Source organism: Kumtagia sp., assembly GCF_059502445.1.
In genome coordinates this window covers 138,338-154,290 of the sequence record NZ_JCACER010000107.1, presented here as the reverse complement: position 1 = coordinate 154,290, position 15,953 = coordinate 138,338, and the positions used below count along the sequence as shown (strand labels likewise).

Sequence of the window (15,953 nt, the reverse complement as noted above, 5' to 3'; positions counted from 1 at the left end):
CCGATTTTAGACGGCAAGCGCGTCGTAGCGGCGGAAGTGGTCGTCCTCGCTGCCGAAGCTGGCGGCGATGACCAGCGCCCGCTTGAAGTAGCGCCCGATCGCCAGTTCGTCGGTGATGCCCATGCCGCCGTGGAGTTGCACCGCCTGCTGGCTCACGAAGCGGAGCTGGCGGTCGACAGCGATCTTCATGGACGAAGCTGCGGCCGCCCGTTCGCGGGCATCGCCGTCCTGGAGGGCAAGCGTCGCCATGTAGACCATCGATACGGCCTGCTCGATCGCGATCGCCATGTCCGCCAGCCGGTGCCGGAGCACCTGGAACGAGATGAGCGGTTGCCCGAACTGCCTGCGGTCGCGCAGATATGCCGACGTCTGGCTTGTCATTTCGCGCATGATGCCGACCGCTTCCGCGCCGAGCGCGACGATGGCGGAGTCGATGGCCGGCTCCAGCAGCCCGACGGCGTCGCCTTCGCGTCCGATCATCTGCCCGACCGCACCGGCGAACCCGATGTTTGACGTAGCCTCGCCGTCGATCGCGTCAAAATCCTCGCGTGTTAAGCCGGCCGCCGCGGCATCGACGAGGAAGAGCGACGGCGTGCCGGATCCGACCCTTGCGGTCACCAGATAGTGTGTGGCCAGAGGCGCGCAGGAGACCACGGATTTCCTGCCGGAGATGCGGTGGACCGAGCCGTCGCGCGTCGCGCCGGCGCCGACATTCGCCAGTCGAAAGCGGGTCGCGTATTCGGAGTGGGCAAGGACCGTGAGCGCCCGCCCGGCCGCTATGGCTCGCAGATGGCTGCCGGCCGGCTCGCCTCCGGCAGCCGCCAGCGCGGTCGTCGTCAGCACCGTCTGGGGGAAAGGCGCGGCGGCAAGCGCCCTGCCGAGCTCCTCCATGATCAGCATGACCTCGACCGGACCGCCGCCAAAACCGCCGAACTCTTCGGACACGAGGGAGGACTGCAGGGCGATGTCGTCGACGAGGCCACGCCAGAGGACGGCATCGCCGCGCCGTGGTCCCGTGGTCAGGTCCGTGCGTCGTCCGGCGAGATAGCCGGAAAGCGTGTCCCGCAGCATCGTCTGCTCGGCCGTGAAGGATAGATCCATCGCTCAGATCGCCTGCTCGCGCTGCGCCCAGTAGGGTGCGCGCAACTCGCGTTTCAGAATCTTGCCCGATGGATTGCGCGGCAGCGCATCGACGAACGCGACGGACTTGGGACATTTGAAGGAGGCGATGCGACATCGGCAATGCGCGATCAGCTCGGCTTCCGAAACCTGCTGGCCGGGATGTAGCGCGACGAAGGCCTTCACCTCCTCGCCCCATTTCTCCGACGGCACGCCGACGACGCCCACCTCGAGCACGGCCGGATGCTCCGCCACCGCCTGCTCGACCTCAGCGGGATAGATGTTCTCGCCGCCCGAGATGATCATGTCCTTGATGCGGTCGCGGATATAGAGATAGCCATTGGCATCGAAATAGCCGGCGTCGCCCGAATGGTACCAGCCGTCGCGCAGCGCCTCGGCCGTCGCCTCGGGCCGGCCGTAATAACCCTGCATCACGGCGCCACCGCGCAGCAGAATCTCGCCGCTCTCGCCGGCGGGAAGGTCGTTGCCCTGAGCATCTACGATGCGGATTTCCATGTCGTGCAGCGGTCGGCCGCAGGAGGCCAGCAGTTCCGGACGATCGAGATCGTGGTCCTGCGGAAGCAGCGTCGTCCCCATGGTCGTCGTCTCGGTCATGCCGAACATCTGGACGAAGCCGCACCCCAGTTCCTTGACCGCCCGCCGCAGCAAATCGACCGTAATCGGCGAGCCGCCATAGCCGACGACCTGGAGGGATTTGGCATGGCTGCGGTCGAAGGCGGGATCGTTGATGATCTGCTGGATGACGGCAGGCACGAAGCCCGCCTTGGTGATGGGCGCGGAGGCCAGCGCCTGGAGGATGAAAGGGCTGCCGGCCTCGCGGGTGATGTAGTTCGCCGCGCCGACATAGGGCGCGTACATCGCCCAGCAGGTGCCGCCGCTGTGGAAGAGCGGCAGCGGCGTCAAGACGATGTCCTCTGTGCTCCATTCGCCCAGTTCACCGCTTTCGGTGTGCCGGACCGAATTCAGCACGTTGGCGTTGGTGAGCATGGCGCCCTTGGGACGCCCGGTCGTGCCGGATGTGTGGAGTTGCAGCACGACGTCGTCCGGCGACACGGGCAGCTTCGGGTCGACGGCCGACTGCCGGTGGCGCCAGGCGTCGAAGCTCTCCGCGCCTTCGACATGGCCGCCGATCACGACGATACCGCGAAAATCCGGCCGAGCCGCCCTGATTTCCTCGAGCTTTGCCGCGAAATCCATGTCGATGAAGAGGAATTCGGTATCGAAATTCTCGAGCAGGTAATGGATTTCTGGAAGCGCCAGACGCCAGCTGATGGCCGTCAGCACGGTGTTGGACTTGGCGCAGCCCATCAGCACTTCGAAGTAACGCGGATCGTTCTTGCCGAGATAGGCGATACGGGTTCCGGGTTTACACCCGGCGGCGATCAGGCCGTTGGCCACCCGGCTGCTGCGCTCGTCCCAATCCGCGTAGGTAAGGAACTGGTCTTCGTAATAGAGCGCGGTCTTTGCCCCGCGCCGCGCCGCATGGCAGCGCACGATGTCGGCGACGCTGGCGATCCCGGCCCGCGCCGCCGCTTCCTCCGGACTGTCGTCCACAATGCTCATTTTTGCCCTCCAGGAAGGCGCGATCCCAAGCGGCCACGCACGTGCCGCGCGGGTTCACGCGAAGTAGAGAAAGATGATGTCGGCCACGAGCGCGGGACGCTTCTCGCCCTCGATCTCTATGGTGAGCTCGGCCGTCGCCCGCAGGCCGCCGGAGGCCTCCTCAACCGACTTGATCGACGTGACCAGACGAACGCGCGACCCGGCGGGAACGGCGTTCAGGAAACGCAGCTTGTCCACGCCGTAGTTGAGGATGCGCGAGGCCTTCACCGTATAGAGCGGCGGCTGGAGAACGCCGAGCAACGCGAGCGTCAGATAGCCGTGGGCGATGGTCTTGCCGCCCGGGGCTTCCCTCCCGGCCCGCTCGACATCGACATGGATCCACTGCTTGTCGCCGGTCGCCTCAGCGAAGTCGTCGATCATCTTCTGCGTGACGGTCAGCCACTCGCCGGGGCCGATTGCCTGGCCGACGGCCGCGTTCAGTTCACCGGGACTTTCGAAAACCCGTGTCATGGCATGTCCTTTCTCTGGATTGCTCCGATCCGCGTGCCGGCTCAGCCGCCGGCGACGGACCGCGCAATGATGTTGCGCTGGATCTCGTTGGAGCCGCCGTAGATCGAACGCGCCCGGTCGTTGAGGAAGCGCGCCGTGTGCCGGAGCGCGAAGTCCGGCCCAATCGGCTGGGCGTCGCTGCCGGGCGAGAGAGCGCGGCGCTGGTCGGGAATGGCGAGTTCGCCAAGGGCGCGCATGGCCAGCTCGCCGGCGGCCTGCTGCACCTCCGAGCCGCGGACCTTGAGGATGGACGCCATCATGTCGCCGACATTTTCGCCGGCGGACAGGCTCGATATCACCCGTTTCTCGGTCCAGCTCTGGGCAGTGATCTCGATGTCCAGCTCGGCATAGCGGCGGCGGAACGACTGGTCGTCCCACAGTCGGGTGCCGTCGACCGGATCCGATGTCTGCGCCGCGACGCGCGTGTCGCGCAGAAGCGCTCGGGCGACGGCGGCATAGCTGCCGCCGCGCTCGAATTCGAGCAGGTACTTGGCGATTGCCCAGCCCTGGTTCTCCTCGCCGACCCGGTTGGCTACGGGCACGCGCAGGCCGTCGAAGAAGACCTGGTTGACCTCGTGCTCGCCCGACATCGAGATGATCGGGCGCACCTCGATGCCCGGCGCGTCCATGGGCGAGAGCAGGAAGCTGATGCCGGCCTGCTGCCGGCCCTCGGTCGAGGTGCGGACCAGCATGAAGATCCAGTTCGCGTTGTGCGCTTGCGTCGTCCAGATCTTCGATCCGGTGACGACATAGTCGTCGCCGTCCTGCACGGCGCGTGTCGTCAGCGATGCAAGATCGGACCCGGAGCCGGGCTCGGAAAAACCCTGGCACCAGTAGTGTTCTCCCGACAGGATTTTCGGCAGGAAGAACGCCTTCTGCTCCGGCGCACCGAACCGCATGATCACCGGGCCGCATAGTTGCAGCCCGCCGAGGAAGAGCTGCGGAGCATTCGCGCTGGCGCACTCCTCCTCGAATATGTGCCGCTGCATGGCGTTCCATCCGGTGCCGCCATGCTCGACGGGCCAGGCGGGAGCGATCCAGCCGCGCTCGAACAGCGTCCTGTGCCACCAGATTCCCAGCTCGCGCTCCGCCGCCACACCCGTCTGGCGGGCGGCCCGGGCGCGGATGTCGGGTGTCAGCTTTTCAGTAAGGAACGAGCGGACCTCGGCCTGAAAGGCCCGATCACGTTCGGAAAGGCTTCCATCCATCTCTTTCTCCATGGGAGCGTCGGCCGGCCTCGGCCGGATGGACGCGCCGGATCGTCGAGAAAACCTCAGTTCAGGAAGTACTGCGGCACGGCGAGCGTGAGCTGCGGGAACAGCACCATGATCAGAACCAGGAAGAGGTCCACGGCGAGGAACCACATCACGCCTCGGAATATCGCCGTCAGCGAGACGAGATTGCCGACCACCCCCTTGATGACGAACACGTTCATGCCGATCGGCGGGGTGATCATGCCGATCTCGAGCAGCTTGGTCAGCAGCACGCCGAACCAGATCAGGCTGTGGCCGCCTTCCGAGACGATCGGCAGGACGATCGGCAGCGTCAGCAGCATCGCGCCGATCGGCTCGAGGAAGCAGCCGAGGACGAGGTAGACGGCGACGATCATCAGCATGATGACCATCTGGTTGTCGCTCACGCCGAGCACGGCGTCCGAGATGACACCGCCGACGCCGGAAATGGCGAGGAACCGGGTGAACAGGCTGGCCCCGACGCCGATGATGATCAGCGCGCTGGTGGTCAGCAGGCACTCGATCGCCGCGGCCTTGAACCGGCGCCAGGTCAGCGTGCGCTTGGCGAGGCCGACGACGCAGGCGAGGAACGCCCCGACGGCGCCGGCCTCCGTCGCCGTGAAGACGCCGCCGAACAGGCCGGCGAAGATGCCGATCATCACCAGCAGGATCGGCCAGGTATCCGCCAGCGCGGCCATCTTCTCGGAAAGCGGAACATGGCGGACGACGCGCGGGGCGAGAGCCGGATCGAGCTTCACCCGAACCCAGATGACCGTGATGTAGGCGACCGCGGACAGGATGCCGATCGCCAAGCCGCCGAGGAAGAGTTGAGGAACCGGCTGGCGCGCGATGACGCCGTAGAGGATCATCAGGATCGACGGCGGAATGAGCGCGCCGATCGTTCCGGCGACCGCGACCGTCCCGGTTGCGAGCTCGGGATGGTAGCGTGCCCGCATCATTTCCGGCACGGCGATACGCCCCATCGCCGCCGAGCATGCGACGGAAGACCCGCACACCGCCGCGAAGGCCGACGAGCCGAGCACGGCGGAAATGGCCAGCCCGCCGGGAAGGCCGGAGAGCCAGACCTTTGCCGCGTCGAACAGGCCCTTCGTGAGCTGGGCGTGATAGCTCACGAATCCAAGCAGCAGGAACATTGGAACGGAGCTCAGCACCCAGTTGGCCGAGAACTGGTAGGGAATGATGCCGATCGCGCCCCACGCGACGTTCCAGCCGACGAGCGCCCAGATGCCGCAATACGAGACGCCGATCAGCGCCAGTCCGATGGGAATGCGGATCGCCAGCAGCACGAGCAGGATCGTTAGGCCGGCGAAGCCGATCTGGACCTCGGTCATTGCGGAACCCCGTATTCGGCGGAAGGATCAGCGTCTTCCAGCTTCTCGTTCAGCCCGGATTCCGATCCCGTGACGTAGCAGGCGAGCTTGTAGGCGACGACGATCAGGACGAGCACGCAGCCCAGCGGAATGATGTAGTAGGCCGGCCAGATGATCACGTCGGACGTGCCTTGCGTGACGAACGCGCCAACGGCCTGCTTCTTGCCCGCCTCGATGAAGGTTCGCACCGCGAGAAAGCCGAAGATCACCAGCGCGAACAGGTAGGAGAAGCCCTCGAGATGGCGCTGCAGCCATTTCGGCATCATGTCCGTCACCAGCTCGACGGAGATGTTCCTGTTCTTCTCCTCCGTGAAGCAGAGCGACAGGAAGCCGATGATGATCATGTAGTAGTTGGAGACGATCTCGATCGTCCCCTCCACCGCCGAATGGAAGAAATAGCGGAGTATGACGTCCACCGTGATGTGGATCATCATGACGATGATGAATATGCCGCCGAGATTCGTGAACAGATCGATCAATCTCGAGATGAATCTACCGAGACCGGACATGCGCTCCTCCGCATTTCGCCGCGACGAAGCGCGGACATTGCCGCGCCCAGCGGCCTGCCCGCCGTGGAATTGTTCGTGGGTGGACCGGGGGCAGCCTGTCGCCGTCCCGGTCCTGGAAGGAACGGCCTACATTCCGTAGGTCTCGACGTTGATCTTCGAATACGCCTCGTTCCAGAGCAGATCCTGATAGGCTTCCGCACTGTCGATGCTGGCGACGAGGTCGACCCATTTCTCGAACAGCTCGGACATCTTCTGGACTGCCTGGTCAGTGTCCTTGAGGCCGTATTTCTCGGCGTAGGTTTTGGCGATCGACTTCAGGTCGGCATTCGTGAAGTCGCGCGTCGCCTTGAGGAAGTCCTGCGCAGGCGCGACGATCTCGATGCCCTTCTTCTCAGCGGCCTCCAGGGCGGCCAGGTTGTTGACGCGGTAGTTCCAGGAGCCGTAGGCGGAACCATGCGCACCGACGCGCAGGAGTTCGGTGCGCTGCTCGGGCGTCAGGCTGGTCCAGACGTCGAGATTGACGTTCATCAGGCCGGTGCCGCCGAAGCCGCCTCCCGGCACGTCACGGATGATGTACTTCACGGCATCGACGAGGCTGAGGTCCAGCAGTTCCGCCGCGCCGGAAAGCGAGCAGTCGAGAATGCCCTGGCTCAGCCCCTCGAAGATCTCGTTCTGCGGCACCGACACCGAGGTCGCGCCGACCGAATTCGCCCAGCGGGTCCAGTGGGCGCCCGGCGCGCGGATGCGAACGCCCCGCATGTCGGCGGCCGTTTCGACCTTCTTCATGCACATCATCATGTATTCGGTCGACGAGCTGGACGTGAACACCTGGTTCTGCGCCGTCATCTCGTCGATGCAGGCGGGGCAGTTGAGCGTGATGTATTCGATCAGCGCGCCCGTCCACGCGAGGCCGCCGCGATCGCCCGTATCATGCTGGGAGAACAGCATGGTCATTTCCGACACCATGGTCGAGTTCGGAAACTCCGCCGGGAAGTACGGGAACAGCACCATGCCCATGTCGGCGATGTTGTCGCGCACGCCGCCCAACATCTCGGTGAAGCTGAGCAACGACTGCGGATAGACGCGGATGTCGAGATCGCCCTTGGAGATCTCCTTGGCGTAGGCGGCCGATGCCTCCTGCGCCTTCGCACCCGTCGAGTTGGGCGCGAAGCCCGTTGCGTAGCGCAGATCCTTTGCCGCCGCCTGGCTCGCGCCGAGCGCAAGTCCAAGAAGAACGGTCGCGGTTATGCGTCCGAGCAGATTCGTCGATGTCATGTGTCCCTCCCAGGAAGCGCCCTGCAAGCTGTCGCTTGCTTCATTTTTCGAGCGGCACTTTCGCGGAAAATCTGAACTGGCAGGGTTGCAGGCCAATGTCCCTTCGTCAGGGGACCCGGCCGGCGATTGGGTTTTCGTGGGCGGCACGGCTGAGACGAACCCGGAGGTTCCATTCTCAAGGGACAGTGGTCGAACCGGTTTCCCGACCGATAACCGTTTCGATACTCCCAGGTCCGTTCTCGAAAAGGTCTCGGTCGTTCCCCCGGGAACGAAGGCCAGGCCCCAAACCGAGGCGGCCGAAAGGCGGTTCGGAAAGTGACCCCGGGTCGGCGATCTGTCGCCAGCGCTGGCGACCGGCGTTCGAGCGATGTCCGGATTATAGACTTCGACTTGTCGCGGACCGGTTTCCAACCAATCAGGGCTCCAGCATCGGCAGGACGGTGGACTGCTTGACCTGGCCGAGCGCAAAACTCGATTCGATCGAGGCGACGCCTTCCAGCCGGGTAAGCTTCTGCTTGAGGAAGGCTTCGTAGGCCGGCAGGTCCTTCACCACGATGCGCAGCAGATAGTCGCGCTGCCCCGTCATCAGATAGCAGTCGACGATCTCGGGCCAGCGAGCTACTGCCGCGGCGAAGCGGTCGAGTTCCTCCTCGCGCTGGCGTTCCAGCTTGATCGAGGCGAAGACGCTGATCGGCAGGCCCACCTTCGCCTGGTCGACCACTGCGACATAGCCCTTGATTACGCCGGCGGCCTCCAGCATCCGCACGCGGCGGGCGCAGGGCGACGCCGACAGGCCGGCCCTGCTGCCGAGCTGCTCGGTCGTGAGCCGGGCATCCTCCTGCAAGGCGACGAGCAGCTTCCGGTCGATTTCGTCGATTTCCGATTTTGGCATGGATACCCTGCACAAGCATCGATGTTGGCTGACAGAGCCAACATAGGCGCTGTTCTAGATCAAGAATAGCCACATGGAGCGCGTGGCGGCCACTATGATTTCTGATCATGACGCAGGGGGAATGGGAGACTCATGGACAAGCGGCTTGCCTATCTCGCCGAACTCGAAAGGAAGGTGCTGTGGCTGTCGACTTGGATGATCCACAACGCCAATCACCTCCGCCCGAACGAGGACGGCCTGAAGGTCGGCGGCCATCAGGCGTCCTCGGCCTCGCTCGCCACCATCATGACAGCCCTCTACTTCGCCGTGCTGAGGCCGGAGGACCGGGTGGCGGTCAAGCCGCATGCCAGTCCGATCTTCCACGCCATCCAGTATCTGCTCGGCAACCAGACGCGCGACAAGCTCGAGGCTTTTCGCGGCTACAAGGGTGCCCAATCCTATCCCTCGCGCACCAAGGACGTGGACGACGTCGACTTCTCCACCGGATCGGTCGGGCTCGGGGTCGCGCAGACGCTGTTTGCCTCGCTGGTCCAGGACTATCTCCACGCCAAGGATCTGGCCCGTGAACGCCCCGAAGGCCGCATGGTCGCCCTGATCGGCGATGCCGAGATGGACGAGGGCAACATCTTCGAGGCGCTGCTCGAGGGTTGGAAGCACGGCCTGCGCAATACCTGGTGGGTGGTCGACTACAACCGGCAGAGCCTCGACGCCGTCGTGCGCGAAGGCCTGTGGGAGCGCTTCGAGACGATGTTTCGCAATTTCGGCTGGGACGTCGTCATCCTGAAATACGGCTCGCTGCTGCAGGAGGCCTTCGCCGAGCCGTCCGGCGAGCGGCTGCGCGACTGGATCGACAGCTGCCCCAACCAGCTCTACTCCGCACTGACCTTCCAGGGCGGCGCCGCCTGGCGCAAGCGCCTGCTCGACGATCTGGGCGACCAGGGCGCCCTTTCACGACTCCTCGAGAAGCGGTCGGACGATGAACTCGCACGGCTGATGACCAACCTCGGCGGCCACGATCTGCCGGCCCTGCTGGAGGCTTTCGAGTCGGCGCGCCGGCACGACCGGCCGGTCTGCTTCATCGCCTACACGATCAAGGGCTTCGGCCTGCCGCTGGCCGGCCACAAGGACAACCATGCCGGCCTGATGACACCGGCCCAGGTCGACAGCCTGCGCGAGCGGATGAACGTGCGCGCAGGACAGGAATGGGAGCCGTTCGAAGGGTTTGGCCTGGACGATGGAGAAATTGCGGCCTTCCTTGCTGACGTACCGTTCGCCGCCCAGGGCCGCCGCCGTTACGACGCACCTGCGATCGCAGTGCCGCAGCGACTGGACTTCACCCCGCAGGCATCGATGTCGACGCAGCAGGGTTTCGGCCTGCTCATGCACGAGATCGCCAAGCTGGACAGCGACTTCCCGAGTCGGATCGTTACCACCTCCCCGGATGTGACGGTGTCGACGAACCTCGGTCCCTGGGTCAACCGGCGGGGACTGTTCGCGCGCCAGGAGATGGCCGACCTGTTCCGGCGCGAGCGCATACCCTCGACATTCAACTGGCAATTCTCGCCGAAGGGCCAGCACGTGGAGCTCGGCATCGCCGAGATGAACCTGTTCATCATGCTCTCGGCGCTCGGTCTGTCGCATTCCATCTTCGGCGAGCGGCTGCTGCCAGTCGGAACCCTCTACGATCCCTTCATCGAGCGCGGCCTCGATGCCTTGAACTACGCCTGCTACCAGGATGCGCGCTTCATCCTCGCGGCCACCCCGTCCGGCGTGACGCTGGCGCCGGAAGGCGGCGCGCACCAGTCGATCGCGACGCCGCTGATCGGCATGGCGCAGGACGGCCTCGCGAGCTTCGAGCCGGCCTTCGCCGACGAGCTCGCCGTCATCCTGCGCTTCGCCTTTGACTACATCCAGCGCGACGGGGCGGCGGAACCCGACGAGGTCAACTGGCTGCGCGACGCGCTCGGCGGCGCCGTCTATCTGCGCCTGTCGACGCGCTCGATCGAGCAGCCGAAGCGCGACATCGACGACCACCTGGCCGCCGAAATGATCAACGGCGCCTACTGGATGCGCAGGCCGGGGCCGAATGCGCAGGTCGTCATCGCCTATATGGGTGCCGTCGCGCCGGAGGCGGTGGAGGCGGTCGGACTGATGGCGGAGGATCGCCGCGATGTCGGGCTGCTCGCCGTAACCTCGGCCGACCGGCTGCAAGCGGGATGGACCGCCGCTCAGCGCGCCCGCGAGCGCGGCCTCGTCCACGCCCGCAGCCATGTCGAGCGGCTGCTGGCGGCAGTGCCTGGCAATTGCGTACTGGTGACGGTGGTCGACGGCCATCCGGCGACGCTGTCCTGGCTCGGCGGCGTGCACGGCCACCGGACCCGGGCGCTTGGCGTCGAGCATTTCGGCCAGACCGGCACCATCGCCGACCTCTACCGGCACTACGGCATCGACACGCAAGGCATCGTGGCGGCTGCCCAGGCGGTCACGGCCGGACGGCCGATCCGCCATCTGCAGGCAATCTGACGGACGAAGTCCCCGATTTCAGCGGGGCGATGCGGAATCCGGCGATGCTCGCCGCGTCCGCGGGGAGTGTGCCGAGCGAAGCGAAACGGCTGAGAGTGGTCAAGATCAAGAACCGCCGGCGTGGGGCCGTCGGTGATGCATCGCAGCCTTGCCCTGCCGGTCGATCTGCTCGACGGCCCTGAGAGGCAATCCGGCCGAGTGCGGCCAGCCGCCAGCCTCAATCTCCCGGTGACTGGAGTTGTTGCCGCAATTCCCGCTTCAGCACCTTGCCGTAGTTGCTCTTGGGCAGCGCGTCGACGAACAGGTAGCGCTTCGGCCGCTTGAAGCGGGCGATGTTGTCGTTGCAGAAGGCATCGAGCTCGGCCGGGGACGGCTGCCTGCCGCCGCACGGCACGATCACCGCCACGACGATTTCGCCCCATTCGGGATGGGACTGACCGACGACGCAGACCTCGGCGACATCGGCATGCCGCAGCAGAACCTCCTCGACCTCGCGCGGATAGATATTGGAACCGCCGCTGATGATCACATCCTTGGAGCGGTCGCGCAACGTCAGAAGACCCCTTGCGTCGAACGAGCCCATGTCGCCGGTGAACAGCCAGCCGTCCCTGAGGGCATCAGCCGTCGCCTTGGGGTTGTTCCAGTAGCCCGACATGACGATGTCGCCGCGGCAGACGATCTCGCCGACCTCACCGGCCGGCAGCGGAGTGCCGTCCTCGCCGACTACCGCCACCTCGACGCCGAGGCGGGGATAACCCGCGGAGCCCAGCACGTCGGAGTCGTCGGCGGCGTGGTCGGCGCGGCGCAGCCCGGTGATAGTCATCGGCGCTTCGCCCTGGCCGTAGATCTGGATGAACACCTGGCCGAAGACGGCGAGCGCCTTGCGCAGTTCCTCGACATACATCGGCCCGCCGCCATAGACGATGGAGCGCAGGTTGCGCGGCCGGACACCGCTGCGCTCGGCTTCGAGCCGCAGCCGCTGCACCATGGTCGGTGCCAGGAAGGCGCCGACGCCGGGGTGGCTTTCGCAAAGCGCCAGGAACTCCGCCGGATCGAAGGCGCCGCTGTCCGGCACCACCTGGCGCGCCGCGCGGGCGATGTAGGCGGGGATGTAGAGGCCGGAGCCGTGCGACATCGGCGCGGCGTGCAGCAATGTGCAGTTCTCGTCGAGCGCCTCCATGTCGGCGAGATGCGCGAAGCTGCAGGCGTTGAGGTTGCGATGCGACAGCATCGCGCCCTTGGATCGGCCGGTCGTACCGGAGGTGAAGAACAGCCAGGCCAGCGCCGCGGGATCCGATTCGATGCGGCCCTGCCACTCATCCCCCAGCATGGCGGCGTAGTCGGCGCCGCCGATCCGCACCAGCCGGCAGCCCTCGGCCGGCGAGCCCTTCAGCGCATCGGCCAGCGCGTCGACGATCTTCGCCGACACGAAGGCGATGCTGGCGCCGGAATCCTCCAGGATCTGCACCATCTCCTTGGGATGCAGCTTGGCGTTCACCGGCGCCACCGCCATGTTCGCCGCCCAGGTGCCGAAGAACAGCTCGACATATTCCGGGCAGTTCTCGCTCACCAGCGCAACGCGGTCGCCGGGCCGGCCCGTGGCGCGCAGTCCTGCCGCCAGCCTAAGTGCCCGCGAGCGCAGCTCGGCGAATGTCAGCAACTGGCCCGTTCCCCGGAAAACGGCACCGTGGTCGGGAAAGCGTCTCGCCGCCTGGTCGAGCAGGAAATAGCTGTTCATCGGCTCAGGCCGCCGCCAGCCTGCCGGCCCGCGCCGCAGCGCTACGGTCGGCCGCCGGCCGCGACAGGATCTTGCCCAAGGCATCGTCCAGCACCGCGACCGGATCGGCCTGCGCCGAAAACGATCGCCAGCCGACATGGTTGTCCGGCCGCACCAGGATGGCGCCGTCCTCGTTGACCTCGCGCAACCGCAGCCAGGCGCGCTCGGCGTCGATGCAGTCGCCGCCGTCGCCGACCGAAACCACTTTCAGCGCCACCCCGCTGCGCGCCGCAACCGCCATCGCCGCATCGCGCCAGCCTGCGGCGTCGGCGCCAGTGATCAGCACGAATTCGCCGGCGCCGGCGAGATCGAGCGTGGAAAGTCGCTTCCCGTCACGCTCCAGCCATGCATGCGGCAGGCGATGTCCAGGTCGCGTGGTGGGAACGTAGCGCCCGCCCATCGGGTCGCGCTGCGGCGGGAACGTGCCGTCGGCAACCATCGCGCCCTGGTCGTAGCGGAAACCGATCTCGAGATCGTGCGCCTGCCATTCCATGCGCTGCACCCCTATCACCTGGTGGAGCCGGGCGCGCCGGGTGCGCCCCTCGTCGTCGTCGGCGAAGAAGGCCGCGAAATTGCGCCGGCTGGCCTCGCCATCGCCGCGGACGAGGCCGATGCCGACATCGGTGAGTTGATGGTTCTGGAAGGTGAGCAGCGCCCATTTGACGTTGCGGTCGGCGACCGGCCGTCGCTCGGCCTCGTAGCTGTCGAGCAGACCATCGCAAGCCTGCCCCTTCAGCACGGCGCTGAGCTTCCAGGCAAGGTTGTGCGCGTCCTGCACCGCCGAGTTGAGGCCGAGCCCCGTGGTCGGCGGATGCCGGTGCGCGGCGTCGCCCGCCAGGAAGACGCGGCCGAAGCGGTAGCGGTCGGCCAGCACGCCCTCGACGGTCCAGTGGCCGATGCCGATGATGTCCGGCTGCAGGTCCGGCAATTTCAGCAGTTCGCGCATCCGCGGTAGCAGCGAGGCTTCGTCGAAGCGGGCGGGATCGTCCGGCCGGAAGCTGAAATGGAACATCCACTCTTCCGAATGGCGGTCGAACTTCGTCGGCCCGAGCTTGCCGAGCACGCCGCTGCTCCAGGAACCGCCTTCCGGGTTGACGAACCAGGTCGTCATCGCATGGTCGTCGTCCCACCATTGCGACAGGTCGGCGCGGAAATAGACGGTGACCATCTCGGCAAGGTTGGCCGCGCCGGTGAGCCGGCTGCCGACGATCGGGCCGATGGTACGGCCCCCATCCGCGGCAATGACGTAGTCGGCGACGACCGTCTGCTCGTCGCCGCTGGCGCGGTTGCGGATTTGGGCGCGCACGACGCTGCCGTCCTGCTCCAGCGTCACCAGTTCATGATTGTAAAGCAGGCCTTCCGGGTTGCGCACCTCTGCTTCGGTCCGCAGCAGCGGCTCCAGCCTGACCTGCGGATAAAGCGTGCTTTCACAAGGGCTGTCGGCCGCATAGGCGGTGAGCGGCCCGCCGCCGAATGAATCGATGGCATAGAAGGTGCGCCGGTCGAGCGGCCCGTCGCCAGCAAGGCTGGTGCACCAGCGGATCCTGGAGATGTATCTGAGGGGCATCGAGCGGCTGTAGACCGCGTCGGCGATGCCTAGCTGGCGGAACACCTCCATGGTGCGCTGGTTGAGATAGCGTGCCTTGGGCAGCCGCCCGGGAGACGGATGCCGCTCCACGAGCAGCGATTCGATGCCCAGCTCCGACAAGGCGATCGACGACGACAGGCCGCATCCGCCGCCGCCCACGATCAGCACCGGTACGCGACGTTCGCTCATGATGATATCCCCGGTTACGATTCCAGAAGTCCGCGCGCCGCCAGCCAGTTGCGCTGCAGATCGATGGCCTCGGCGAGTTGCGCTGGCTGCCCGGCGTAATAATGCGTCGCGCCCTTGATGACATGGAAGGTTTTGTCCGCGCTCGCCGCAGCCTTGTAGATCATGCCGGTATGCGGCTGCGGCGCGGCGTCGTCGGCGCTGTTCTCGATGGCGAGAAACGGTACGCGGATATGCGCCGCGCAGGCGACGCCGTCGGCGCGCGAATCCCGGATCGACCATTGCGACAGCCATGAGCGCAGGGTCGAAAACCGGCCGAGCGCCACCGGCCCGGTGTTCACCGTCTCCGGATTGCCGAGATAGGACCAGCGCGGCCGCCGGTCGTTGGGATCGACCGACGGATCGACGAAGCGCGGATCGGCGAAGGTGCGGTGAGTGACGAAGCCGCGCTCCATCTCGCCCGAGTTGCGGCGGCGCAGCGTCTCGAGCGTCTCCAGCACCCAGCCCCGGATCCGGTCGATGCGCGCCAGTTGTGCCGCCCGGTAATGCGCCAGGAAATCGGCGGAATAAGCTGGCTGGTTTGGATTGGCGGGATCGTAGATGTCGAGCTCACGGATGCGGTCGTCGGGATCGTGCTCGGTGCGCACCGACGGATCGATGCTGTCCGCCAGCAGCTGGGCGCGCGAGATGTGCGCGGCCTGGAAGATCAGCGCGTCAGCGGGGATGAGTCCCGCGCCCTTGACGTTCACCGGATCGCCGGAAGGCGTCTCGGTGATCGTCGGGTTCTCCGCTTGCGACTGATAGAACAGCGCCAGCGAGCCCCCGCCGCTCCACCCGACGATGACCACCTTCTCGTAGCCGAGGACCTCCTTGGCATGCCGGACATAGGCGCCGAGGTCCAGCAGGACCTTCTCCATGATCAGCGCCGCGTCGTTCTTGGCATAGCGGCTCGCCGCGCACAGCACATGCGCGCCATGCTGCACCGCGGCGCGCGGCACCGGCAGCAGCTGCAGGGTCGAGGTCGGATGCATGAAGATCATCAGCGTCGAGGACGGTCGGCCTCTCGGCACCATCAGGATGCCCTCCAGGTTCACCGCGCCCTGGTTGCCGGCGAAGCCGTAGGTCTCGACGAAAGCAGCCTTTTCCTCGTATTGGAGGTGAACCCAGCGATAGTCCACTTCCAGCAGATCCCGCCCGGCGGATATCATGCGCTCTCCTCGGCTTCGATCCGGGCCGGACTTGCCGCGCCCGATGAACGAGTAGGAGCGGGCATCGAGCGGCGCTGTCCCCCGCCGCTGTTACAGCCGGACACGGGGTCGCCGACGCAA

12 protein-coding genes are annotated in these 15,953 nt (G+C 66.1%); 1 reads left to right on the top strand and 11 read right to left on the bottom strand.

The genetic code is table 11. From position 1 onward, the window contains the following. Positions 1-6 precede the first annotated feature (6 nt). The 8 genes from AC5JDC_RS28470 to AC5JDC_RS28435 all read right to left on the bottom strand — a co-directional run bounded on the left by AC5JDC_RS28470 (position 7) and on the right by AC5JDC_RS28435 (position 8,551). Positions 7-1,101 (bottom strand): acyl-CoA dehydrogenase family protein, encoded by a 1,095-nt coding sequence (locus AC5JDC_RS28470; RefSeq protein ID WP_495846800.1) that lies wholly within the window; start codon positions 1,099-1,101, stop codon positions 7-9. A 3-nt stretch (positions 1,102-1,104) separates the two neighbouring features. Next, positions 1,105-2,703 (bottom strand): long-chain-fatty-acid--CoA ligase, encoded by a 1,599-nt coding sequence (locus tag AC5JDC_RS28465; protein WP_495846798.1) that lies wholly within the window; start codon positions 2,701-2,703, stop codon positions 1,105-1,107. Positions 2,704-2,757: 54 nt separating this feature from the next. Beyond that, a complete protein-coding gene (locus AC5JDC_RS28460; protein WP_495846796.1) occupies positions 2,758-3,213 on the bottom strand; it encodes a MaoC family dehydratase in 456 nt (151 codons plus the stop codon). A 41-nt stretch (positions 3,214-3,254) separates the two neighbouring features. Beyond that, on the bottom strand, positions 3,255-4,460 hold the full coding sequence (locus AC5JDC_RS28455; RefSeq protein WP_495846794.1) for an acyl-CoA dehydrogenase family protein: 1,206 nt from the start codon (positions 4,458-4,460) through the stop codon (positions 3,255-3,257). Between the two features lie 65 nt (positions 4,461-4,525). Continuing rightward, positions 4,526-5,836 (bottom strand): TRAP transporter large permease, encoded by a 1,311-nt coding sequence (locus tag AC5JDC_RS28450; RefSeq protein ID WP_495846792.1) that lies wholly within the window; start codon positions 5,834-5,836, stop codon positions 4,526-4,528. Further along, positions 5,833-6,384 carry a TRAP transporter small permease gene (locus AC5JDC_RS28445; protein ID WP_106770573.1) on the bottom strand — a complete coding sequence of 184 codons (552 nt, stop codon included), beginning with the start codon at positions 6,382-6,384 and terminating at the stop codon, positions 5,833-5,835. Before AC5JDC_RS28445 ends, AC5JDC_RS28450 begins: the two co-directional genes overlap by 4 nt. 126 nt (positions 6,385-6,510) lie before the next feature. After that, a complete protein-coding gene (locus tag AC5JDC_RS28440; protein ID WP_495846789.1) occupies positions 6,511-7,659 on the bottom strand; it encodes a C4-dicarboxylate TRAP transporter substrate-binding protein in 1,149 nt (382 codons plus the stop codon). A gap of 415 nt (positions 7,660-8,074) precedes the next feature. Continuing rightward, complete coding sequence (locus AC5JDC_RS28435; RefSeq protein ID WP_495846787.1) at positions 8,075-8,551, bottom strand: Lrp/AsnC family transcriptional regulator; 477 nt, start codon at positions 8,549-8,551, stop codon at positions 8,075-8,077. Positions 8,552-8,683: 132 nt separating this feature from the next. On the opposite strand from AC5JDC_RS28435, the gene AC5JDC_RS28430 reads away from it, so the two are divergent. Beyond that, a complete protein-coding gene (locus AC5JDC_RS28430; protein ID WP_495846785.1) occupies positions 8,684-11,074 on the top strand; it encodes a thiamine pyrophosphate-binding protein in 2,391 nt (796 codons plus the stop codon). 217 nt (positions 11,075-11,291) lie between these two features. Here AC5JDC_RS28430 and AC5JDC_RS28425 read toward each other — a convergent pair whose 3' ends face one another. Genes AC5JDC_RS28425 through AC5JDC_RS28415 form a run of 3 tightly spaced genes read right to left on the bottom strand, consistent with a single transcriptional unit; the run spans position 11,292 to position 15,833 of the window. Then, entirely contained in the window at positions 11,292-12,812 is a 1,521-nt protein-coding gene (locus tag AC5JDC_RS28425) for an AMP-binding protein (RefSeq protein ID WP_495846783.1), read from the bottom strand. A gap of 4 nt (positions 12,813-12,816) precedes the next feature. After that, positions 12,817-14,628 (bottom strand): FAD-dependent monooxygenase, encoded by a 1,812-nt coding sequence (locus AC5JDC_RS28420; RefSeq protein ID WP_495846781.1) that lies wholly within the window; start codon positions 14,626-14,628, stop codon positions 12,817-12,819. A 14-nt stretch (positions 14,629-14,642) separates the two neighbouring features. Further along, the gene (locus AC5JDC_RS28415) at positions 14,643-15,833 is read right to left on the bottom strand and encodes an alpha/beta hydrolase (RefSeq protein ID WP_495846779.1); all 1,191 of its coding nucleotides are present in this window, start codon (positions 15,831-15,833) and stop codon (positions 14,643-14,645) included. Positions 15,834-15,953: the final 120 nt, after the last annotated feature.